The sequence below is a fragment of the Gellertiella hungarica genome (assembly GCF_014197145.1).
Classification (GTDB): Bacteria; Pseudomonadota; Alphaproteobacteria; order Rhizobiales; family Rhizobiaceae; genus Gellertiella; species Gellertiella hungarica.
Map to the genome: position 1 here is coordinate 112,486 of NZ_JACIEZ010000006.1, position 21,204 is coordinate 133,689.

General features: G+C 65.6%; 19 protein-coding genes and 1 tRNA gene. 11 read left to right on the plus strand and 9 right to left on the minus strand.

The annotated features are described in order from the left end of the window. Window positions 1–241 precede the first annotated feature (241 nt). Window positions 242–2,068: a hypothetical protein gene (locus GGR23_RS15210; protein ID WP_183367157.1), complete on the plus strand. Its 1,827-nt coding sequence runs from the start codon at window positions 242–244 to the stop codon at window positions 2,066–2,068. 99 nt (window positions 2,069–2,167) lie between these two features. On the opposite strand, the gene rpsA is transcribed toward GGR23_RS15210, so the two are convergent. From rpsA to aroA, 4 genes are all read right to left on the minus strand, one after another. Further along, a complete protein-coding gene (gene rpsA, locus GGR23_RS15215; RefSeq protein ID WP_183367158.1) occupies window positions 2,168–3,871 on the minus strand; it encodes a 30S ribosomal protein S1 in 1,704 nt (567 codons plus the stop codon). A 157-nt stretch (window positions 3,872–4,028) separates the two neighbouring features. Next, complete coding sequence (gene cmk / locus GGR23_RS15220) at window positions 4,029–4,673, minus strand: (d)CMP kinase (RefSeq protein WP_183367159.1); 645 nt, start codon at window positions 4,671–4,673, stop codon at window positions 4,029–4,031. A gap of 632 nt (window positions 4,674–5,305) precedes the next feature. After that, window positions 5,306–5,779, minus strand: a complete 474-nt coding sequence (locus GGR23_RS15225) for a VOC family protein (RefSeq protein WP_183367160.1) — start codon at window positions 5,777–5,779, stop codon at window positions 5,306–5,308. A gap of 172 nt (window positions 5,780–5,951) precedes the next feature. Next, window positions 5,952–7,307, minus strand: coding sequence for a 3-phosphoshikimate 1-carboxyvinyltransferase (aroA, locus tag GGR23_RS15230; protein WP_183367161.1), 1,356 nt, complete (start codon window positions 7,305–7,307; stop codon window positions 5,952–5,954). 306 nt (window positions 7,308–7,613) lie between these two features. On the opposite strand from aroA, the gene GGR23_RS15235 reads away from it, so the two are divergent. The 5 genes from GGR23_RS15235 to GGR23_RS15255 all read left to right on the plus strand — a co-directional run bounded on the left by GGR23_RS15235 (window position 7,614) and on the right by GGR23_RS15255 (window position 11,283). After that, complete coding sequence (locus tag GGR23_RS15235; RefSeq protein ID WP_183367162.1) at window positions 7,614–8,000, plus strand: TIGR02300 family protein; 387 nt, start codon at window positions 7,614–7,616, stop codon at window positions 7,998–8,000. A gap of 161 nt (window positions 8,001–8,161) precedes the next feature. Further along, window positions 8,162–8,237, plus strand: a tRNA-Ala gene (locus tag GGR23_RS15240). Between the two features lie 166 nt (window positions 8,238–8,403). Continuing rightward, window positions 8,404–9,117 (plus strand): hypothetical protein, encoded by a 714-nt coding sequence (locus GGR23_RS15245; RefSeq protein WP_183367163.1) that lies wholly within the window; start codon window positions 8,404–8,406, stop codon window positions 9,115–9,117. Between the two features lie 173 nt (window positions 9,118–9,290). Continuing rightward, on the plus strand, window positions 9,291–10,487 hold the full coding sequence (locus GGR23_RS15250; RefSeq protein WP_183367164.1) for a TMEM43 family protein: 1,197 nt from the start codon (window positions 9,291–9,293) through the stop codon (window positions 10,485–10,487). A 7-nt stretch (window positions 10,488–10,494) separates the two neighbouring features. Beyond that, window positions 10,495–11,283: a YdcF family protein gene (locus tag GGR23_RS15255; RefSeq protein ID WP_183367165.1), complete on the plus strand. Its 789-nt coding sequence runs from the start codon at window positions 10,495–10,497 to the stop codon at window positions 11,281–11,283. A gap of 3 nt (window positions 11,284–11,286) precedes the next feature. Here GGR23_RS15255 and GGR23_RS15260 read toward each other — a convergent pair whose 3' ends face one another. After that, a complete protein-coding gene (locus tag GGR23_RS15260) occupies window positions 11,287–11,763 on the minus strand; it encodes a hypothetical protein (protein ID WP_183367166.1) in 477 nt (158 codons plus the stop codon). Window positions 11,764–11,918: 155 nt separating this feature from the next. Here GGR23_RS15260 and GGR23_RS15265 point away from each other — a divergent pair, with 155 nt between their 5' ends. Continuing rightward, a complete protein-coding gene (locus tag GGR23_RS15265) occupies window positions 11,919–12,554 on the plus strand; it encodes a trimeric intracellular cation channel family protein (RefSeq protein WP_183367167.1) in 636 nt (211 codons plus the stop codon). Window positions 12,555–12,569: 15 nt separating this feature from the next. On the opposite strand, the gene irrA is transcribed toward GGR23_RS15265, so the two are convergent. Further along, window positions 12,570–12,989, minus strand: coding sequence for an iron response transcriptional regulator IrrA (gene irrA, locus GGR23_RS15270; protein WP_183367168.1), 420 nt, complete (start codon window positions 12,987–12,989; stop codon window positions 12,570–12,572). A gap of 290 nt (window positions 12,990–13,279) precedes the next feature. Here irrA and fabA point away from each other — a divergent pair, with 290 nt between their 5' ends. The 4 genes from fabA to GGR23_RS15290 all read left to right on the plus strand — a co-directional run bounded on the left by fabA (window position 13,280) and on the right by GGR23_RS15290 (window position 17,986). Beyond that, the gene (gene fabA, locus GGR23_RS15275) at window positions 13,280–13,786 is read left to right on the plus strand and encodes a 3-hydroxyacyl-[acyl-carrier-protein] dehydratase FabA (protein ID WP_183367169.1); all 507 of its coding nucleotides are present in this window, start codon (window positions 13,280–13,282) and stop codon (window positions 13,784–13,786) included. Window positions 13,787–13,861: 75 nt separating this feature from the next. Beyond that, on the plus strand, window positions 13,862–15,085 hold the full coding sequence (gene fabB / locus GGR23_RS15280; protein WP_183367261.1) for a beta-ketoacyl-ACP synthase I: 1,224 nt from the start codon (window positions 13,862–13,864) through the stop codon (window positions 15,083–15,085). 6 nt (window positions 15,086–15,091) lie between these two features. After that, the gene (fabI, locus tag GGR23_RS15285) at window positions 15,092–15,898 is read left to right on the plus strand and encodes an enoyl-ACP reductase FabI (RefSeq protein WP_183367170.1); all 807 of its coding nucleotides are present in this window, start codon (window positions 15,092–15,094) and stop codon (window positions 15,896–15,898) included. A gap of 138 nt (window positions 15,899–16,036) precedes the next feature. Then, on the plus strand, window positions 16,037–17,986 hold the full coding sequence (locus GGR23_RS15290) for a hybrid sensor histidine kinase/response regulator (protein ID WP_246365559.1): 1,950 nt from the start codon (window positions 16,037–16,039) through the stop codon (window positions 17,984–17,986). 82 nt (window positions 17,987–18,068) lie between these two features. On the opposite strand, the gene GGR23_RS15295 is transcribed toward GGR23_RS15290, so the two are convergent. The 3 genes from GGR23_RS15295 to GGR23_RS15305 all read right to left on the minus strand — a co-directional run bounded on the left by GGR23_RS15295 (window position 18,069) and on the right by GGR23_RS15305 (window position 21,186). Further along, window positions 18,069–19,007, minus strand: coding sequence for a dihydrodipicolinate synthase family protein (locus GGR23_RS15295; protein ID WP_183367171.1), 939 nt, complete (start codon window positions 19,005–19,007; stop codon window positions 18,069–18,071). Window positions 19,008–19,165: 158 nt separating this feature from the next. After that, on the minus strand, window positions 19,166–19,876 hold the full coding sequence (locus GGR23_RS15300) for a GntR family transcriptional regulator (RefSeq protein WP_183367172.1): 711 nt from the start codon (window positions 19,874–19,876) through the stop codon (window positions 19,166–19,168). Window positions 19,877–19,944: 68 nt separating this feature from the next. After that, window positions 19,945–21,186, minus strand: a complete 1,242-nt coding sequence (locus GGR23_RS15305; protein ID WP_183367173.1) for an NAD(P)/FAD-dependent oxidoreductase — start codon at window positions 21,184–21,186, stop codon at window positions 19,945–19,947. Window positions 21,187–21,204 lie beyond the last annotated feature (18 nt).

Genomic DNA, 21,204 nt, shown 5'->3' on the forward strand with positions numbered 1-21,204 from the left:
GCGGTTTTAGGCGAGCGACGGCACCGCGGCAAGCGATGCGGACGCCCGGGCGGAGCCTAAAATGGTTAGCATTCTGTTAATCTTTTTGCTCTAAATTGCGAATCGACCATGTAATCATCCGGGCGATGATGCGCCAGGGAAGCTCCGTCGGGAGCTTTCTCATCGGAAGGAAGAGGAACGGGGTGCACCGTTCCGTGAGAAGCCTGATCCAGCCACCCTCATTGTCAGATCGGAGCACGCCATGCTGCCTCCTGTTCGTACAATTTCCGGGTCGAGCGGGTCCTACCAGAATTCGGCCTCCGTTTCCGCAAGCGCACATCTGACGGGAGAGCCGATCTATCCGGGGCAGGCCGCCGATGCGGACCGGGACGTCAACCCGAACCATTCCGGCAAGCTGAACGTCTTGCTGCTGAACGGCCGCGACAGCGTGCCCGACGGCATTGCCAAGATCGCCGATGCCCTGGGCAAGGCCCTCAACCTGCCGCGCCGCGACGGCGAAACCGCCTCCGCCTATGTGGAGCGCCTGGCGCTGATCCTCACCGTCATGCCCGCCGCGATGAAGGCGGATGCGGAAAAGCAGCTCGCCCAGATCCTGCGCGGGGTACGTCTCCAGCTCGTCATCGCCGCCTTCCTCAACCCGGCCGGACCCGAGGCCGCCCGGATCGTTGCCCTGCTCGAGATGGCAGGCCGGACCGGGGGCGATCTCGCCACCCGCACGGTGCTGACCTCCTACCGGCAGAACGGCGGCGCCGACATTCCCGTCGATCCGCAACCCGCCCAGGGGCCTCCCACGCGCGAGGGCGTCTATGCACTGCCGCAACGCCTCGACGGGCCGGGCCCCGGCGGGGCGCTTGCCGTTTCGGGCCCCGCCACGACCGGCGCCGGAGCAGCAGCCGCAGCCGCCGGCGGCGGTGCGGCCTCCGCCTCCCGGCCTGCCGCGGAGATGCCCGGCGGCACCGCACCGGCCCTGCCGGAGGGCGCTGCGCCGGAGGGTCTGCTCTTTGCCGATGACGGCGAGGATGGCATGGGCCTCCTGCCCTTCCACCAGGAAACCGACAACATCTTCAGCCGCACCTCCCAGCCGGAGGCCGCAGGGGAAGGCGCACCGGAACCGCAAGCCGAGACGACGCCCGTCCGCCGGGCGATGGCTGATCTCGATCCCGCCCGGCTCACCCGTCCCGTTCCGTCCGCGGATGGCCGCAGCGCGCCTGCCGCCGCCATGCCTGCCGTTGCAGATGCCCGTGGCCTGCAATCGGTGCTGACCGCCGCCTTCGCGGCGGGCGACAATCCCGACCCGGTGATCCAGGCCAAGGCTGCCATCGAGCTTCTCGATGGCGCGGATGCGCCGAGGCCCGCCGAGAGCGCCGCACAGGTGGCGCGGCGGGAATTTCAGAGCCGGCCCTTCGTCGATTACAGCCGCAGCGTGCCGCGCACCCTCCCCCGATCGGAGGAGTTCACCCCGATCTTCGGCCTCAAGGGCTGGACCGAAGAGGTGGCGATCGGCATGGCGACCCTGCCCGCCTCGCGCGCTGCGGAAGCCGTGCTTGCCGCCGCGCTCGTGCCGCATGCGGGGCCTGAGCCCGATCATGCCGAAGCTCCATATCACCTGCGCGGACGCGGTGTTGCCGCAAACGATCTCGGCGAACACAAGGCCGCACTCGCGGCCGCCGAACAGCAGCTGATCCGCACCGCCGACCAGGCCGCGGGACTGATCGACCGCCGGCTGGAGGCGCAGGTGAAGAGCGAGCTTTCGGCGACCGACCAGCTTCTCGCCACCGCGCTTCAGCTTGCCCAGGACCTGCGCCAGGCGATCCCCTACGTGTCGGTGCCCTATCCGCTCGCCGACGAGCGCGACGATGGCCCGGCGGACCGGGCCGGTTACCGCGCCTCGGGCGAGGAGGCGGAAGAGGAGGAAAGCCGCGAGGACGCCGAGGCGGAAGCCCGCCAGGACGGCGAGGACGAGGCCCCCGCCGACGAGGCCGCCGCCACGGCCGAAGCGCCGTCCGGTGACGGCGAGGCCGGCGATGCCGCCTACGACCTCTACCAGCGGATGGCCGGCTGGAGCTGAGGCCCTCCGCCGTCGGCGCCCTTTTACACCGCCCAAACGCGAAAAAGCCCGCCGGAGACCGGCGGGCTTTTCCTTTTTTCTGTCGCGAACGGCGGCCGATTATTCGGCGTTGCGGTTCTTCAGAGCGGCACCGAGGATGTCGCCGAGCGATGCGCCCGAGTCGGACGAACCGAACTGTGCGACGGCTTCCTTCTCTTCGGCGATTTCCAGCGCCTTGATCGAAAGCATGACCTTGCGGTCCTTCTTGGAGAAGTTGGTGACGCGGGCGTCGACAACCTGACCGACCGAGAAGCGCTCGGGGCGCTGTTCGTCGCGGTCACGGGCGAGATCGGCGCGGCGGATGAACGAGGTGATGTCCTCGTGGTTCACCAGCTTCACTTCGATGCCACCGTCGTTGACGGCGATGACTTCGCACGAGACGACGGCGTTCTTGCGCAGGTCGCCGGAAGCGGCGGCTTCGCCGACCGAGTCCTTGCCGAGCTGCTTGATGCCGAGCGAGATGCGCTCCTTGTCGACGTCCACATCGAGAACGACAGCCTTGACGACGTCGCCCTTGTTGTATTCCTCGATGACCTGCTCGCCCGGACGGTTCCAGTCGAGGTCGGACAGGTGCACCATGCCGTCGACATCGCCTTCGAGGCCGATGAACAGACCGAATTCGGTCTTGTTCTTGACTTCGCCCTCAACTTCGGTGCCGGCCGGATGGCTGTGCGCGAAGGCCTGCCACGGGTTTTCCAGCGTCTGCTTGAGGCCGAGCGAGATACGGCGCTTGGACGGATCGACTTCGAGAACGACCACGTCGACTTCCTGGCTCGTGGACAGGATCTTGCCGGGGTGTACGTTCTTCTTGGTCCAGGACATTTCGGAGATGTGGATCAGGCCTTCGATGCCCGGCTCCAGCTCGACGAACGCACCGTAATCGGTAATGTTCGTGACGGTACCGGAGATCTTCTTGCCTTCCGGATACTTGGCCTGGATGCCATCCCACGGATCGGACTCGAGCTGCTTCATGCCGAGCGAGATGCGGTGGGTTTCCTGGTTGATGCGGATGATCTGGACCTTGACCTGCTGGCCGATGTTCAGGATCTCCGACGGATGGTTGACGCGGCGCCATGCCATGTCGGTCACGTGCAGCAGGCCGTCGATGCCGCCGAGGTCGACGAACGCACCGTAATCGGTGATGTTCTTGACGACGCCGTCGACAACCTGGCCCTCTTCGAGGTTCTGGACGATTTCAGAACGCTGCTCGGCGCGGGACTCTTCGAGAACCGTGCGGCGCGACACGACGATGTTGCCACGGCGCTTGTCCATCTTGAGGATTTCGAAGGGCTGCGGGTTGTGCATCAGCGGGGTCACGTCGCGGATCGGGCGGATGTCCACCTGCGAACGCGGCAGGAAGGCTACGGCGCCGTCGAGATCGACGGTGAAGCCACCCTTGACCTGGTTGAAGATGACGCCTTCGACGCGCTCGCCGTTCTCGAACTTGACTTCGAGACGCTGCCAGCTTTCTTCGCGGCGTGCCTTTTCACGGGACAGGACGGCTTCGCCCAGCGCGTTCTCGATGCGCTCGACATAGACTTCGACCTCGTCGCCGACCTTCAGCGTGCCGTCCTTGGCCTTGGCGCCGAATTCCTTCAGCGCGATGCGGCCTTCGACCTTGAGGCCGACGTCGACGATGGCGACGTCCTTCTCGATGGCCGTGATGATGCCCTTGGTCACATAGCCTTCGGCCAGATCGTTCTTGGCAAAGGATTCTTCGAGAAGGGCCGCGAAATCGTCACGGCTGGGATTTGCTTGAGACATGGAAACTCCTGGAACCGTTCCCTTTTCTGGGAACGCGGGCGCCGGCGGGTTGGCGTTGATCATGGCCTGAAACCGTCCGCCCTCCTTCTAGAGGGCAACCCGGCGCATGGACGGATTGTCAGGCATTGGAGCGGCCGCTTCTCGCGCCGCCCGTCATTCATTTCGTCTTCAGTGCGGCGTCGATCAGCGATCGGGCTGCAAGAAATGCGGCCTCTATACTCATTTCGGACGTATCTAGCAAGTGCGCATCCTCCGCCGGCCGCAAGGGGCTTTCCGCGCGGTTCATGTCGCGCTCGTCGCGAATGCGGACCTCGGCGAAGATGCGGTCGAAATTGGCGGGCTCGCCGGAGGCGACGATCTCCTCGTAGCGCCGCCGCGCCCGCACTTCCGGGCTTGCCGTCACGTAGAGCTTCACCGGCGCATCCGGGCACACCACGGTGCCGATATCGCGTCCGTCGAGCACGGTTCCCGGCTCCCGCGCGGCAAAGCGGCGCTGCGCCTCGACCAGCGCCGCCCGCACCCGCGGCATCACCGCGATCTTCGAGGCCGCCTCGCCGATGCCGTGGGCCGCCAGCACCGACCGGTCGAGCCCGGAAAGCTCCACCCGCTCCGCCTGCGCCGCCGCCACCGCCTCGTCATCGAGCGGCATCCCCGCATCCAGCAGGGCCTTCGCGGTCGCCCGATAGGTCAGGCCGGTGTCCAGGTGGTGAAACCCGTAATGCCCGGCAATCAGCCGCGACAGCGTCCCCTTGCCGGCAGCCGCCGGCCCGTCGATCGCAATGGTAAAGCTCATGGCACACATCCTCTTTCCCCGCGGTCATAATATAGCTCCGCGCCCGCCGCAAACGGGTTTGTCCCGACGGGCCGGTCGAGCGTGAGGTGCTCCCCTCGTGCGGCGCGGGGTTTGCGAGGCGTCATAGCCGCCTGCCTTGGGTGGCGTGGAGTTTGTCGAGGTGCGCCTCCCTCTGTCGGGACGGCGTCGAGTTTGCCGCGCCGCACCCCCCTCTGTCGGCTTCGCCGACATCTCCCCCTCAAGGGGGGAGATCGGGCTGCCTCGCATTGCGTCGAGTTTGCCGATGTGCACCCCCCTCTGTCCCTGCCGGGACATCTCCCCCTCAAGGGGGGAGATCGACATTGCGGTTTTTGGTTTCCTCAAACAATGAACGTCTCATTTGCAGAAACGTCTGCTGGGGACTGCCTGCTTAAACCCCATCCCGATCTCCCCCCTTGAGGGGGAGATGCCCGGCAGGGCAGAGGGGGGTGCGGTACGGCAAAGAAAACGCCGCGCGAGGCAGAGGGGGGTGCGGCGCCACAAACTCCACACCACGCAAGGCAGAGGGGTGCGCATCCTCAAACTCGCCATAGTGCAAAGCAGAGGGTGGTGGCGCAGCACGTCGATGTCGGCGTCAAACCGGCCCAGCCCCCTGCCGACTGCTACCCGCGGCGGGCGGCGTTGATGGTGGCGATGTCGATCTTGCGCATGGTCATCATGGCCTCGAAGGCGCGGCGGGCTTCGTCGCCGCCGGCGGCGAGGGCTTCGGTGAGGGTGCGGGGCGTGATTTGCCAGGAGAGGCCCCAGCGGTCGCGGCACCAGCCGCAGGCGCTTTCCTCGCCGCCATTGCCGACGATGGCGTTCCAGTAGCGATCGGTTTCTTCCTGGTCGTCGGTGGCGATCTGGAAGGAGAAGGCCTCGCTGTGGCGGAAGGCGGGGCCGCCGTTGAGGCCGAGGCAGGGAATGCCGGCAACGGTGAAATTGACCGTCAGCACCGCGCCCGCCGGCGTGGAGGGATTGTCGCTCGGCGCACGGAAGACCGCATGCACCGCGCTGTCGGGAAAGACGCTGGCATAGAAATGCGCCGCTTCTTCCGCGTCGCCGTCATACCAGAGGCAGATGGTGTTCTTGTGCATGCCCGGTCCTCCCGTCGATGGACGGGGAAGACGATCCGCCGCCGATGCGAGGCCCGAGAATAGGATCGCCCCGGCCCGGCCGCAAGCGAAGCGGACCTCCCGCGATTGCGGGAGGGGCACGGCGCCGGAAGCCGGACCCGAGGTTTTGCCCCGGGGCCCGGGGGCCAGGCGTTCAGGCGGTGGCGTCGATCCGCGCCCCGAGGCCGGTCATCAGGTCCATGAATTCGGGGAAGGAGGTGGCGATCATGGTGGCATCGTCCACCGTGACGGGATTTTCCGCCGCAAGCCCCATGACCAGGAAGCTCATGGCGATGCGGTGGTCGAGATGGGTCTTCACCGCCTGGCCGCCGGGCGTGCCATAGCCCTTGCCGTCCGGCCGGCCGGTGACGGTGAGGGAAGCCTCGCCCTCGACGCAGGCGACGCCGTTGAGCTTCAGGCCGTTGGCCACCGCCGAAAGGCGGTCGCTCTCCTTGACGCGCAGCTCCTCCAGCCCGTGCATCACCGTATCCCCCTTGGCGAAGGCGGCGGCAATGGCCAGGATCGGATATTCGTCGATCATGGAGGGGGCGCGCTCCTCCGGAACGGTGACGCCGCGAAGCTCCGAATGGCGCACGCGCAGGTCCGCCACGTCCTCGCCGCCGGCAAGGCGCGGGTCGAGGATCTCGATCGAGGCGCCCATTTCCTGCAGGGTGAGGATCAGGCCGGTGCGGGTGGGGTTCATCAGCACGTTGCGGATGGTGATGTCCGATCCCGGGACAAGGATTGCCGCCACCAGCGGGAAGGCGGTGGACGAGGGATCGCCCGGAACCGCGATGGTCTGGCCCGTGAGCTTGCCCCGGCCTTCCAGGCGGATGGTGCGCACGCCCGCTGCATCGGTTTCCACCGAAAGGGCCGCACCAAAGCCGGCCAGCATCTTTTCGGTATGGTCGCGGGTCATGACCGGCTCGATGACGGTGGTGATGCCGGGCGTGTTGAGGCCGGCGAGCAGCACCGCGGACTTGACCTGCGCGGAGGCCATGGGCACGCGATAGGTGATCGGCGCGGGCGTCTTCGGGCCGCGAAGGGTGACGGGCAGACGATCGCCGGGGGCGGCTTCCACCTGCACGCCCATTTCGCGCAAGGGGTTCAGCACGCGGCCCATGGGACGGGCGGTGAGCGAGGCGTCGCCGATGAAGGTGGAGGCGAAGTCATAGACCCCGACGAGGCCCATGGTGAGGCGGCAGCCGGTGCCGGCATTGCCGAAATCGAGCGGGGCTTCGGGCGCCAGCAGCGCGCCATTACCGGTGCCGTCGATGATCCAGGTGTCGCCGTCCTTGCGGATCTTCGCGCCCATGGCGCTCATGGCACGTCCGGTATTGATGACGTCCTCGCCCTCGAGCAGGCCTGTGATGCGCGTCTGACCGGAGGCGAGCCCGCCGAACATGAAGGAACGGTGCGAGATGGACTTGTCGCCGGGAATGGTGACGGAACCGGCAAGATTTTCGGAGCGGCGTGCGGTGGCAGGCTTCGGGGCGGCGCCATGGGACATCGGTATTCTTCCTTCACGTCTTCATCATCGCGGGCGGGACGGCACCCTTTAGCGCATGTCGTTCCGAATCTGAACCGATTTAAGCAGAAAATTCGGGAGCCGTTCAAAGCGGCGCCGGACGGCCGGCACGCACCCGCAGGGCCGCGGGCGGCCCGCGATAGCACGAAGCGCGCAGGAGAACCACAAGTTTCGCTTTGACAGGAAAGCCGCCATGGATTAAGGCGACCCGCTAATCATATTTCCCGATAGCGCCGGAGATCCCGGTCCCCACCGGTCTCGCGACCGGCTCAGCAAGAGGCTTTGACAGTGGCAAAAGCGGAACTTGGCACAAAACGGACTTGCCCGGACACCGGCAAGAAGTTCTACGACCTCAATCGCGATCCGGTCGTTTCTCCCTATACCGGCAAATCCTGGCCGCTCTCCTACTTCGAGGAAACCTCCGTCGCAGCCATCATGGAAAAGGCCGCCGAGGAAGAGGTGGCGGAAGTCGATACCGAAAGCACGGAAGTCGAACTGGTCTCCCTCGAGGATGCCGACGACAATGCCGGCGGCGACGACATTCCCGACATGGGCGATGACGACGTAGATCTCGGCGACGACGACGACGACACCTTCCTCGAAGCCGACGAAGACGATGACGACGACGACATGAGCGGCCTCATCGGCGTGACCGGCGGCGACGACGAAGTCTGATCCGCCAGCAGGATACCGGTCCGGCGCCGCTTTCGAAAAAAATGCGCCGGACCATTTTTTTGGGCTTGTCATAACAGGAAACTGGAAGTATCAAGCCGCCACCGACGGGGACGAAACACTCTCCTCGGTTCCCGGATCGGGCAGGACCCGATACCTTCAATGGGGCTATAGCTCAGCTGGGAGAGCGCTTGCATGGCATGCAAGAGGTCAGCGGTTCGATCCCGCTTAGCTCCACCAAATCTCTCTTCTTCCTATGTTTCGTCCGCGGCGCCTCAGGCGTTAACGCTTTGTTAGGCGAATCAATATTTAATATTCCTCATACATAACGTATGCTTTCAGCGCAATCGCATTCCGTCTTGCCCTCAGCCGGCGCGGCGCTTCCCTTATTTCAGGAGATTGCACGATGGTTTCCGTTTCATCCCCTACCAATGCAATGACATTCGATCTCTATGTCCAGGGCCGGAAAACCCTGGACGCGCGGGATCTTCTCTCCTCCAGGGAGATCGGCTTCTTCCCGCCTCAGATCCAGAACATCGTGGCGGATGTCCTTACCGCCGACGAGCGGTTGCAGAAGGAATTCAAGCAGAACTACAAGGCGCTGGAGGCCGAGTATGGCAAGCCGAAGGACAAGGCGGACGAGGTGGCCCTGAATGCGGGCGCCCTTTTCGCCACAATCGTCACCAACCGCGAGAAATTCCCGCCGGAGCCCTTCACGATCCTGGTCGATATCGGCGGCGGAAAGACCAAGAAGCTCGAAATCAAGGATGCCTCGATGTATGCGGGCATCACCTTCAAGCGACAGCAGGCAGAGCGGCTGGAAAAATACATCGACGACGTGCAGGCGAAAGCGGCGCAGGAAGCGCTGGACAACAGCCATACGGTAACTCCGGCCATGGGCGCGCTCGGAAACCTGCTCAGCATCATCACCATGCAGAAGGCCAAGGCCGAAGGCGAAGGCGAGACTGCAGCCGGGGCCGCCGGACCGGACAAGGCCGGCGCGGCAGGCGCCGATACCCCGGCGCCGAACGGACCGGACCTCAAGGAGGAGCAGAAGACCCTCGTCGATTTCGTCCGGGACTTCGCCGACACGGTGCGGCGGGCCTATCAGGAGGCCTGATGCGGCAGGGCTCGGCAGCGCCGGGTCGCGCCCCGAACATTTTTGGGCGAACCTCAACCTGTGGCGCGTTTTTCGAGCATGACCGCGCATTTTGGTGTAGAAGCAGCGCAGCGAAGCAATCCGCCCGCGAGGGGAAACCGCAGGGCGGATGCCGAGAGAGGGGACCCCTGCGCATGAGCTATACCGAAACAACCTACAAGTCCTGGTTTACCCGGATCAAGGAAGCGCTGATCAAGATCGTGGTCGGCCTGATCCTGATCGTCGGCACGACCATCCTGCTCTTCTGGAACGAGGGCCGGGCGATCAATACCTACCGTGCGCTGGTGGAAGGCGCCGGCCTCGTGGTGGACGTGGATTCCGCCGCCCCCGATCAGGCCAACGAGGGCAAGCTCGTCCATATTTCCGGGCCCGTGGTGCCCGGCGGCCTGGTCGAGGACAGCGAATTCGGCATCGTCGCCGATGGCGCCGTCGGCCTCAACCGCTCGGTCGAGATGTACCAGTGGGTGGAAAAGCAGGAATCGCACACCGACAAGCAGCTCGGCGGCGGCGAGGAAACCACCACCACCTACACCTATTCCAAGGAATGGAGCGACCGGCCGGTCGATTCCTCGCGCTTCAAGAAGCCCGACGGCCACGAAAACCCGGAGATGCCGATTTCCAGCCAGAACTTCGAGGTGTCGGACGCCAAGGTCGGCGGCTTCACCATCCGCGGCGAGGACATTGCCCCGCTCGGCGAGGCAAGCCCCGTCAGGATGACCGAAGAGAACATCGACGCCTTCAACGCCTATTTCGGCGACAGCCGGCCGGTGAAGCTGTCCCAGGGCGGCATCTATGCGGGTTCCAACCCCTCCAGCCCTTCCGTCGGCGATCTCAGGATCACCTATTCGCGCGGCGACCTGAAGGAGGCAAGCTTCGTCGGCAAGCAGAACGGCGAGGGCCTCGGCCCCTACACCGCCAGCAACGGGCACGACATCTTCCTCTCCGCCGCGGGCAAGGTGCCGGCAGCGCAGATGTTCAAGGATGCGGAAGATCTCAACGTCATCATCACCTGGCTGATCCGCGCGGGCGGACTGCTGCTGATGTTCTTCGGCTTTGCCATGACCTTCTCGATCCTTTCGGTGCTTGCGGACATCGTGCCGCTCATCGGTTCGATCGTTGCCTTCGGCACGGGCACGCTGGCGCTGGTGCTGACGCTGCTCTGGGGGCCTTTCGTGATCGCCATCGGCTGGTTCGCCTATCGTCCGCTGCTGGCGCTGGCGATCCTGGCGGGCGGCGCGCTTCTGGCCGGCCTCTTCTGGTACCTGCGCAAGGGACGTGCCGCCGCTCCGGCCGCCGCCGCGCCCCAGACGCTTGGCCGTCCGCAGGCCTGAGGACGGAATGTTCGTCGTCTCGAAGCTCTACTGGCTGCTGATGCAGCCGCTGAGCCTGGCTTTCAGCCTGACGCTCGCCGCACTTGCGGCGGGCGTCTTCGGTTTCCGGCGCCTGCAATGGGCGGGCGGCCTTGCGGCGGCAACGCTGCTTTTCCTCAGCCTCTTCACCACGCTCGGCGCCCTCCTCATCGAGCCGCTGGAAAGCCGCTTCCCGCGCCCGGCGCCTGCGCCCTCCGCAGGCTGCATCCTGGTGCTCGGCGGCGGGTTCGAGAACGAGATTTCCACCGCAAGGGGCGGATGGCATCTCAACGATTCCGGCGACCGCTTCGTGGAAATGCTGCGGCTCGCGCGTCTCCTCCCGGAGGCGAAGATCCTGGTTTCGGGCGGCGACGGACGCCTCGTGCCCCGCTTCGAGGACGACGGCACCGTGGCGCGCCGCCTGCTCGCCGATTTCGGCATCGAGACCGGCAGGCTGATCATCGAGCCGAGATCGCGCAACACCTACGAGAATGCGGTCAACAGCGCGGCGATCATCCGGCGGGACAATCTGGGCCCCTGCCTGCTCGTCACTTCCGCCTTCCACATGCCGCGCGCCGTGGGCATGTTCCGCACGACGGGCGTTGCGGTCATCCCCTGGCCGACCGACTACCGGACGGACGGGCAGACGGGCCTGACGCTCGATCCCGGCCAGCCGATGGTCAATGCCGATCTGCTCACCACCGCGCTCAGGGAATGGTCGGGGCTTGCGGGCAATTACCTGGTGGGCCGGCAGGAAAGCCTGTTTCCCGCGCCGTGAAGCCTATTTCCTGTTGATGGTGACGAAGCGGGTGCCGCGCACGCGCACCGTCATCTCGCACGGATCGCCTTCGGTGCGGTCGCAGTAGCGCGGGTGCATCCTGAACACGAAGACCATGTTGCCGAAGCGCATCTTGAAGTCATAGCCATAGATGCGGGCGGTGGCGATGAGGATGTAGCCGCCTTCCTTCACCTGGACATAGTAGTTGGAGGGGCAGCCTTCCTCGTTGCACAGGTACTGGCCCTGCCCGTCGCAGGTGATCTTGCCCTCGTCGATCACCATGTCCATCAGCCCGTCATTGTTGATGTCGAGCCGCTTGGCAAAGCCGTCGTCGAACATGGCCTTCTGGCAGATTTCCGAGAAATGCTGCCGCTCGAAGCGCTCGGGGTCCTGCACCAGCTGCTGCTGGGCATCCGCGATCAGCGGAATGGTGGCGAGAAGCGCGCCCGCGAGGGCGGCGATGGCTTTTCTGAGATACATGGCAAGGCCCGAGCGATCCTGGATATGCAAGGGACCATGAACAGGCGAGCTTGCGCCGCCCTTGACAGGGCAGCGCCGGCGGGGGACTTAATCCCATCAAAATGCCGTTTCCGGCCCTGTCCGGACCCAGGCTCACCGGCAAGGGGATGAAGCCGATGTCGCTCCTCGAATTCCTCGACTATTCCGGCGTCGCCGTCTTCGCCGCCACGGGGGCGCTTGCGGCCTCGCGCAAGGAGCTCGATCTCATCGGCTTCCTGTTCCTTGCGGCCGTGACGGGGATCGGCGGAGGAACGCTTCGCGACCTCATCCTCGGTCAGGCGCCGGTGTTCTGGGTCATGCGGCCCACCTATGTGGTGGTCTGCGTCGCCATGGGCGTGCTGGTGTTCTTCACCGCGCACCTCTTCGAATCCCGCTACCGGCTGCTCGTCTGGCTGGATGCGATCGGGCTTTCCGCCTATTGCGTGATGGGCGCCGCCAAGGGGCTGGCGGCCACCGCCTCGCCGACGGTGGCGATCGTGACGGGCACCATGACGGCGGCTTTCGGCGGCATCCTGCGCGACATTCTCGCCAACGAGCCTTCGGTGCTTCTGCGGCCGGAAATCTATGTCACGGCGGCCCTCTCGGGAGCCGCACTCTTTACCCTGTCGTCCGAAATGGGGGCGCCGCTCTGGCTGGCCTCGCTGGCCGGTGCGATCCTGGCTTTCGGGGTGCGGGGCGGCGCGCTTGCCTTCGGCTGGACCTTCCCGCCCTACAAGGCGCGTCCCGGCCGTCATCCCGACGACGTGATGTGAGGGAGAGGCCGCGCCTCAGGCCTGTTTCGGGCGCAGGCGGATCACCACGTCCACATGGGCGATTTCCATGCCCTCGGGCGCATCGGGGAGATTGCCGATGGTGATGTTGGAGACGGGGATGTCGAGCACCTCGTTGCGGCCCTCGACGAAGAAGTGGTGATGATCCGACACATTGGTGTCGAAATAGGTCCTGGCGCTTTCCACCGCCAGAACGCGGATCATGCCGGCCTCGGTGAACTGGTGCAGCGTGTTGTAGACGGTTGCGAGCGAAACCGGCACGCCGGCGGCAACCGCCTCCTCGTGCAGTTCCTCGACGGTCAGGTGCCGGTCGCCCTTGGCAAAGAGGAGATCGGCGAGCGCGATGCGCTGGCGGGTCGGGCGGAGGCCCGAGCGGCGAAGCCGCATTTCCGCTGTCGCAGGGGCAGTGGCCGTCATTTCGTCTCCTTTTTGAACCGGATGGCGCGCATCCATGTCACATGTCCTTTATCCCTCAAGCATATAACGGCAGGCGGGGCGCCTTTCAATAGAGCGCCGCCGGACAAAATGCCCCGGAAAGCCCTTGAAAAGCGCCGCTCCGGCGCAAGCATCGGCCGGACAAACCGCGAAAAAAGCGTGGGCAGGCCCCGGATGCCGCCCGCCGCGACCATTGTTGCGCTTCATTTTGGCTTAATCTTGCTTTAGAGCAGGGACAGATCATCATTACGCATTCAAGGAAAACGGTGTCCATGGGAACCAGACAATCCAGCTATACCTATGAGGAAATCCTCCAGTGCGGCCGCGGCGAATTGTTCGGCCCCGGCAATGCGCAGCTGCCGCTGCCGCCCATGCTGATGGTTCACCGCATCACCGAGATTTCCGAGACGGGCGGCCTGCACGACAAGGGATTCATCCGCGCCGAATACGACGTACGCCCCGACGACTGGTATTTCCCCTGCCATTTCCAGGGCAACCCGATCATGCCCGGCTGCCTCGGCCTCGACGGCATGTGGCAGCTCACGGGCTTTTTCCTTGGCTGGCTCGGGGAACCGGGACGCGGCATGGCGCTTTCCACGGGGGAAGTGAAGTTCAAGGGCATGGTGCGCCCGGAGACGAAGCTGCTGCAGTACGAGATCGACTTCAAGCGCGTGATGCGCGGCCGCCTCGTGCTCGGCACCGCCGATGGCGTGCTCAAGGCCGACGGCGAGCCGATCTACCAGGCCACCGACCTGCGCGTCGGGCTTTCCAAGGCCTGACACTTGCCGGATCGCCGCGAAGACCACATCTGAAACGGCGATCCAACTGACGAAACGAAAGAAAAGGTTCCCATGATGAGACGGGTAGTTGTTACGGGTCTGGGCATTGTATCCTCGATCGGAAACGATGCTGCGGAAGTGACCGCCTCGCTGCGCAATGCCAAGTCCGGCATTTCGTTCTCCAACGATTTTGCCGAGCATGGCTTCCGCTGCCAGGTCTGGGGCCGGCCGACGCTCGACCCGACGGAACTCGTCGACCGCCGCGCCATGCGCTTCCTGTCGCAGGGCGGCGCGTGGAACCATGTCGCCATGAAGCAGGCGATCGCCGATGCGGGCCTCGAGGAAGCGGACTACGCCAAGAAGGAACGCGTCGGCATCATCATGGGTTCGGGCGGTCCTTCCACCCGCACCATCATCGAGGCGGCGGAAATCACCCAGAAGAACAACTCGCCGAAGCGCATCGGCCCGTTTGCCGTGCCGAAGGCCATGTCCTCCACGGCGTCGGCGACGCTCGCCACCTGGTTCCAGATCCATGGCGTGAACTACTCGATCTCGTCGGCCTGCTCCACCTCGGCGCACTGCATCGGCAATGCCGCGGAGATGATCCAGTGGGGCAAGCAGGACATGGTCTTTGCCGGCGGTCACGAGGATCTCGACTGGTCGATGTCGAACCTCTTCGACGCCATGGGTGCCATGTCCTCCAAGTACAACGACACGCCGGCGACGGCATCGCGCGCCTATGACGTCTCGCGCGACGGCTTCGTGATCGCCGGCGGTGCGGGCGTGCTGGTGCTGGAAGAACTGGAGCATGCCAAGGCCCGCGGGGCGAAGATCTATGCCGAGCTCGTCGGCTACGGCGCGACCTCCGACGGCTACGACATGGTCGCTCCCTCGGGCGAGGGCGCGGTGCGCTGCATGCGCCAGGCGCTTTCGACCGTGAAGGGCGAGGTGGATTACATCAACACCCACGGCACCTCGACGCCGGTCGGCGACTCCAAGGAGATCGGGGCCATCCGCGAAGTGTTCGGCGAGAAGATGCCGCACATCCAGTCCACCAAGTCGCTCACCGGCCATTCGCTGGGTGCGGCGGGCGCACAGGAGGCGATCTATTCGCTGCTGATGATGCAGGAGGGCTTCATCGGCGAGAGCGCGCACATCGCCGAGCTCGATCCGGAATTTGCGGGCGTGCCGATCGTGCGCAGCCGCATAGACAATGCCAAGATCGACACGGCGCTTTCCAATTCCTTCGGTTTCGGCGGGACAAACGCGACGCTGGTCTTCCAGCGCTACAACGGGTAACGGGGCATGGCACAACTGATGCAGGGGAAACGCGGCCTCATCATGGGCGTCGCGAACAATCACTCGATCGCCTGGGGCATTTCCAAGGCGCTCGCGGCGGAAGGCGCGGAACTCGCCATCACCTACCAGGGCGAGGCGCTCGGCAAGCGGGTGAAGCCGCTGGCGGCCGAGGTCGGCTCCGACTTCCTCCTCCAGTGCGACGTGGAAGACCTCGCCTCGGTGGACCAGGTCTTCGAGGCGCTGAAGGAGCGCTGGGGCGGCATCGACTTCGTCGTGCATGCCATCGGCTTTTCCGACAAGAACGAGCTGAAGGGGCTTTATGCCGACACCACGCGGGACAACTTTACCCGCACCATGGTGATCTCCTGCTTCTCCTTCACGGAAGTGGCCAAGCGCGCCGCCGCCATCATGAACGAGGGCGGCTCCATGCTCACCCTCACCTATGGCGGCTCCATGCGCGTGATGCCGAACTATAACGTGATGGGCGTGGCCAAGGCCGCGCTCGAAGCCTCCGTCCGCTATCTCGCCGCCGATTACGGTCCGCGCGGCCTGCGTGTGAACGCCATTTCAGCAGGGCCGATCCGCACGCTCGCAGGCGCCGGCATCTCGGACGCACGCGCCATGCTCTCCTGGCAGCAGAAGAACTCGCCGATGCGCCGCACGGTGACCATCGAGGACGTGGGTTCCTCCGCGCTCTACCTGCTTTCCGGCCTGTCGCGCGGGGTGACCGGGGAGATCCATTACGTGGATTCCGGCTACAACATCACCTCGATGCCGACGCTCGAGACGCTGAGGAACGCGGACGCCGAGTGAGGCCAGCCGCCCTCGACCGCAGGACACGAAAACCCCCGCCGGCCCTGCCGCGGGGGTTTTTCTTTCGCCAGCCGGCGCGACCCGCGGGGGAACATTTTGCCGCTCGCGGCGTTTGTATCCGGTTCGAGGGGAGTTGGCATGCAGGGCGATCGGGATTTGCTGGACAGCCGGATGGCTCTCGTGGAGGGGCGTTACCGGCTCCTCGTCGATGCCATCAAGGAATATGCCATCTACATGCTCGACACGACCGGTCGGGTGATCAGCTGGAACAGCGGCGCCGAGCGCTTCAAGGGCTATCGCGCGCCGGAGATCCTCGGCAGCCATTTCTCCCGTTTCTATACGCCCGAAGACCGTCATGTGGGCCTGCCGGCCCGGGCGCTGCAGATCGCCGAACGCGAGGGGCGCTTCGAGAACGAAGGCTGGCGCGTGCGCAAGGACGGCACCCGTTTCTGGGCGCATGTGGTGCTGGACCCCATTCGCGGGCCGGACGGCCACCTGATTGCCTTTGCCAAGATCACCCGCGACCTGACCGACAAGAAGCGCATCGAGGCGGAGCTGCGGCTCAGCGAAACCCAGTTCCGCGTGCTGGTGGACGGGGTGATCGATTATGCGATCTTCATGCTCGGCCTCAACGGCGACATCACCACCTGGAACCCCGGCGCGGAGCGCATCAAGGGCTACAGCCGCGAGGAGGTGGTGGGCACCAGCTTTTCCCGCTTCTACACCCCCGAGGACATCGAGGCCGGCATTCCCCGGCAGGCGCTGGCCGTGGCCTACAAGACCGGCCGTTTCGAAACGGAAGGCTGGCGCGTGCGCAAGAACGGCACCCGCTTCTGGGCGAGCGTGGTGATCGATGCCATCCGCGACGAGATGGGTTCGGTCGTCGGCTTCGCCAAGGTCACCCGCGACATCACCGAAAAGCGCGAGGCCCAGCGCGCCCTCGACCAGGCCCGCGAGGAGCTGTTCCAGGCGCAGAAGATGGAGGCGCTCGGCCGGCTGACGGGTGGCATCGCGCATGATTTCAACAACCTGCTGATGGCGATCACCGGCAGCCTGGAGCTTCTCAGGCGGCACCTCCCCGACGACGAGAAGACCGCGCAGCTGATTGCCAATGCACTCGAAGGGGCCAATCGGGGCGCTGCCCTCACGCGGCAGATGCTCGCCTTCTCCCGCAAGCAGGATCTCAATCTGGAGCCCGTCGACCTGAACCAGCTGGCGCGCGAGGTAAAGGTCATGCTGGAGCGGACGATCGGCCCGGGCATCTCCATCGAGGCGCGCATCCCCTCCAGCCTGCCGCGCGTGCGCTCCGACGTGAACCAGCTGACGAGCGCGCTTCTCAACCTCGCCGTCAATGCCCGGGACGCCATGCCCCATGGCGGGCGGATGCGCTTCGGGGCAAAGGCAACCGAGATTTCCGACGCGCCGGAGGGAGGGCCACCGCTCCGGCCCGGGTCCTATGTGTGCCTGTTCGTCTCCGACGAGGGGATCGGCATGGATCAGGAAACGCTGGAGAAATCCACGACGCCCTTCTTCACAACCAAGGAGATCGGCAAGGGCACAGGCCTCGGCCTGTCGATGGTGCATGGCTTCATGGAGCAGTCGGGCGGCCGGCTGCTCTTGCATTCGAAGCCGGGACGCGGCACGCGGGCGGAGCTGTGGCTTCCGGCGCTTGCCGAGGAACAGCCCGTGGTGCGCAAGCCGGAAAAGGGCGACACGCGCCTGCCCGGCCGGCAAAGGCATCTCAAGGTGCTTGCCGTCGACGACGATCCGCTGGTGCTGCTGAACACGGTGCTGATGCTCGAGGGCTTCGGCCATCACGTGGAGCAGACGACATCCGCGCCCAAGGCGCTGGACATGCTGGCGAGCGACCCGTCCTTCGACCTTCTGGTCAGCGACCAGTCCATGCCGAAGATGACGGGGCTGGAGCTGATCGAGGAGGTGCGGCGCCACCGGCCCGGCCTGCCCTGCGTGCTGGCGACCGGCTATTCGCAGGAGGCGGGACTGAAGCTCGAGGGCGTGACCTGGCTTGCAAAACCCTTCACCGAGCACGATCTCAACCGCGCCGTGGCCGAGGCCACGGGGAAATGAGCAATCCAATTGCCTGAATGCGGAAAGGGCGGAGACGCCATCCGCATCCCCGCCCCTGCCCGTATTGTTGCCTCGCCCTGCCTCAGAGCGTCTTCGACCAGTTGTCGTACCAGGCGCGGAAGAGCGCATACTGCTTTTCGGCAAAGCCGCGCTGGCTGTCGGACAGGGCATCCGTCTCGTTGAAGTGCAGCGTGTATTCCGGATTGCCGGTCAGCACCATCAGATGCTTGTAGAAGAGAACGAGATCCGGACCTTCGTCGAAGGAGGAAAGGACGGCAAGCGCCTGCTCGAGCTCGAGCGCCCGGACGCGCGCCTTCGCATCGCCCGCGGCGGCTGCCTCGCAGAGCGAGACGAGGTGAAGCACCTCCTTCGGCAGCACGTTGCCGATGCCGGTGATGGCGCCGGCCGCACCGCAGTTCACGTAGCCGTGGAAGACGGCGGTATCGACGCCGACCATCAGCGTGACGTCGTCGTCACGGCTGGTGATGTTTTCCGCGGCATAGCGCATGTCGGCCGGACCGCCGAATTCCTTGAAGCCGACGAGGTTCGGATGCTCGCGGCGCAGTTCGAAGAAGAGATCGGCGCGGGTGGCGAAGCCGTAATAGGGGCTGTTGTAGATGACGGCCGGCAGATCGGTCGCTGCCGAGAGGATCGCCTTGAAGTGGGCCTTCTGGGCCGCGATGGACGGGCCGCGCGACAGCACGCGGGGGATGACCATCAGGCCGTGGGCGCCGACCTTCTGGGCATGGGCCGCATGGGCAACCGCCATGACCGTATTGACGGCGCCGGTCCCGACGATGACCTTCAGGCCCGCCTTGACCAGGCGCTCCACGCCTTCCATGCGCTGGGCATCGGTGAGCAGCGGCCAGTCTCCCATCGAGCCGCAATAGACGACCGACGCCATGCCGGCGGCAACGAGTTCGCGGCCCTTGGCGACCAGGGCGTCGAAATCGGGCGTGCGGTCCGCCTTGCAGGGCGTCATGAGGGCCGGGATCACGCCGGTAAAGATGCTGGATTTCACGTCAGTCTCCTCTCGATGGCTCATTGGCTGCGGCATGCGCATGAAGCTGCCGGCCTGCGATGAAGCCTTCATAGCATCTTGCATTTTTCTTGTCGACAAGAAAAATGCAGCACACGGAATCCCCTGCGGCAAGCCCGTCCGGGCTGCGACAGGGAAGATCAGAGCGAAAGGTTGAGCGGGTCCTTGCGGCTGAAGAGCTGCTGCACCTGCAGCACGATCTGCTCCGCGTGCTCGCGCGCCATCCGGTCCGCGCCCTCGGCATCGCGGGCCTCGATGAGGGCGATCAGCCGCGCATGCTCCTCGACGAAGCGTCCGGGAAACTCCTCGCCGTAGGAGTTGTAGTAGAGGCGCAGGATGCGGCGTCCCTCGTCCAGCAGGCGGCGGAAGAGGCCGGTGAAATAGGAGTTGCGCCCGGCTTCGGCAATCGCCGCATGAAACTCGGCATTGGTGGCGATCATGGCGAGCGCGTCCCGGGCAGCGACGGCCGCCGCATAGGCCTCGTGATGGTCGCGGATGACGGCGAGGTCTTCCGGGCGGTGATGCTGGGCGGCGAGACGGGTGGTCACCCGGTACATCAGCACCATGGCATCGAAGAAGGGATTGAGATTGAGGAAATCGATGTTCGAGACCATGGTGGAGCGGTTCGGCAGGGTCTCGATCAGCCCCTCCCCCGCCAGCCGCACCAGGGCTTCGCGGATCGGCGTGCGCGAGATCCTGAAGCGCTCGGCCAGTTGCATCTCGTCCACGGGGCTGCCGGGCGCCAGCTTGAGATCAAGGATCTCGTCGCGCAGCATGTCATAGACCATCTTGACGCCCGAGCCTCTCTTGCGCTCGGTGATGGCGGGGGATGCGGGGCTCTTTTCGGTCATCGTCGTCCTCTTGTCGCCCTCCCGCACATACCGGACTTTGCGCGGAAATCAAACCTCCCCGCGCCGGCTCAGAACCGGCGGCAATCGAAGGCGGCGATATCGATGGCAGGTGCCCGGTCGCTCAACAGGTCCGCGACGAGCCGGGCCGTGCCGGCGGACTGGGTCAGGCCGAGATGACCGTGGCCGAAGGCATAGACGATGCGGGCGGAGCGGGGCGCACGGGCAATGACCGGCAGGCTGTCCGGCAGCGACGGACGGAAGCCCATCCACTGTACGCCACCCTCGGGCTTCAGGCCGGGCAGGAAGGACTGCGCCTTCTTCAGCATGGCTTCGGAGCGGCGGAAATTCGGCGGCAGCGAAAGACCGCCGAGCTCCACAGCGCCGCCGACGCGGATGCCGGTCGACAGCCGCGTGACGACGAAGCCGTGTCCGCCGAAGGTGATCTGTGTCCTCAGGTCGAAGGCGTCGCCGGGAAGCGTCGTGTTGTAGCCGCGCTCGGTTTCAAGCGGGATGCGGTCGCCGAGCGTGCGGGCGATGCGGTGGGAGAAGGCCCCGGCGGAAACCACCGCGCGTCCGGCGGACAGGCGGCGGCCGTCGGCCAGCGCCAGCTCCACCCCCGTCTCCGTCGGCAAAAGGGCCATGACCTCGCCCTTTTCGATGCGACCGCCGCGCGCGCGGAAATGATCCGCAAGGGCAAGCGTGTAGAGCTTCGGGTCGGCGATCGAGTACCAGCCGGGGGTGAAGGTGCCCCTCACGAAACGGGGCGAGAGGCCGGGCTGGATCTCCGCCATGCCCGCGGGATCGAGATGGCTGAATTCGATGCCGTGGTTTTCGCGCGCCTTCCAGCCGGGCAGCGAGTCGCGGAATTCCGCCTCGCTTTCATAAACCTGCAGGTTGCCGTCCCTGCGCAGCATGGGGATCGTCCCCGTCATGGCCAGGAAACCCTCGAGTTCCGCCTTGGAAAGGTCCATCAGCGCGGTCTGCGCGACGGTGGAATGGGCGACGCGCTCCGGCGAGCAGGCCCGCCAGAAGCGGAACATCCACGGGGCGATCTGAAGCGCATAGGCGGGCGGAACCGTGAGCGGCCCGAGCGGATCGAGCAGCCAGCGCGGGGCCTTTCGCAGGATGCCGGGTGAGGCGAGCGGCAGGATGTCGGTGAAGGCAAAGGCCCCCGCATTGCCGGCGGACGCTCCCGCGGCCGGACCCTCGCGATCGACCACCGTGACGGACAGCCCGCGCGCCGACGCGGAAATTGCCGCCGACAGCCCCACGACGCCTGCCCCGACAACGATGACATCCGTCTTTTCCATGCCCGTCTCCCTGCGCAC

Bases quoted from the DNA above. Each gene is read 5' to 3' on its own strand.
- GGR23_RS15210 (WP_183367157.1), top strand. From the start codon at position 242: ATGCTGCCTCCTGTTCGTACAATTTCCGGGTCGAGCGGGTCCTACCAG.
- rpsA (WP_183367158.1), bottom strand. From the start codon at position 3,871: ATGTCTCAAGCAAATCCCAGCCGTGACGATTTCGCGGCCCTTCTCGAA.
- cmk (WP_183367159.1), bottom strand. From the start codon at position 4,673: ATGTGTGCCATGAGCTTTACCATTGCGATCGACGGGCCGGCGGCTGCC.
- GGR23_RS15225 (WP_183367160.1), bottom strand. From the start codon at position 5,779: ATGCACAAGAACACCATCTGCCTCTGGTATGACGGCGACGCGGAAGAA.
- aroA (WP_183367161.1), bottom strand. From the start codon at position 7,307: ATGTCCCATGGCGCCGCCCCGAAGCCTGCCACCGCACGCCGCTCCGAA.
- GGR23_RS15245 (WP_183367163.1), top strand. From the start codon at position 8,404: ATGGTTTCCGTTTCATCCCCTACCAATGCAATGACATTCGATCTCTAT.
- GGR23_RS15250 (WP_183367164.1), top strand. From the start codon at position 9,291: ATGAGCTATACCGAAACAACCTACAAGTCCTGGTTTACCCGGATCAAG.
- GGR23_RS15255 (WP_183367165.1), top strand. From the start codon at position 10,495: ATGTTCGTCGTCTCGAAGCTCTACTGGCTGCTGATGCAGCCGCTGAGC.
- GGR23_RS15260 (WP_183367166.1), bottom strand. From the start codon at position 11,763: ATGTATCTCAGAAAAGCCATCGCCGCCCTCGCGGGCGCGCTTCTCGCC.
- GGR23_RS15265 (WP_183367167.1), top strand. From the start codon at position 11,919: ATGTCGCTCCTCGAATTCCTCGACTATTCCGGCGTCGCCGTCTTCGCC.
- irrA (WP_183367168.1), bottom strand. From the start codon at position 12,989: ATGACGGCCACTGCCCCTGCGACAGCGGAAATGCGGCTTCGCCGCTCG.
- fabA (WP_183367169.1), top strand. From the start codon at position 13,280: ATGGGAACCAGACAATCCAGCTATACCTATGAGGAAATCCTCCAGTGC.
- fabB (WP_183367261.1), top strand. From the start codon at position 13,862: ATGAGACGGGTAGTTGTTACGGGTCTGGGCATTGTATCCTCGATCGGA.
- fabI (WP_183367170.1), top strand. From the start codon at position 15,092: ATGGCACAACTGATGCAGGGGAAACGCGGCCTCATCATGGGCGTCGCG.
- GGR23_RS15290 (WP_246365559.1), top strand. From the start codon at position 16,037: ATGCAGGGCGATCGGGATTTGCTGGACAGCCGGATGGCTCTCGTGGAG.
- GGR23_RS15300 (WP_183367172.1), bottom strand. From the start codon at position 19,876: ATGACCGAAAAGAGCCCCGCATCCCCCGCCATCACCGAGCGCAAGAGA.
- GGR23_RS15305 (WP_183367173.1), bottom strand. From the start codon at position 21,186: ATGGAAAAGACGGATGTCATCGTTGTCGGGGCAGGCGTCGTGGGGCTG.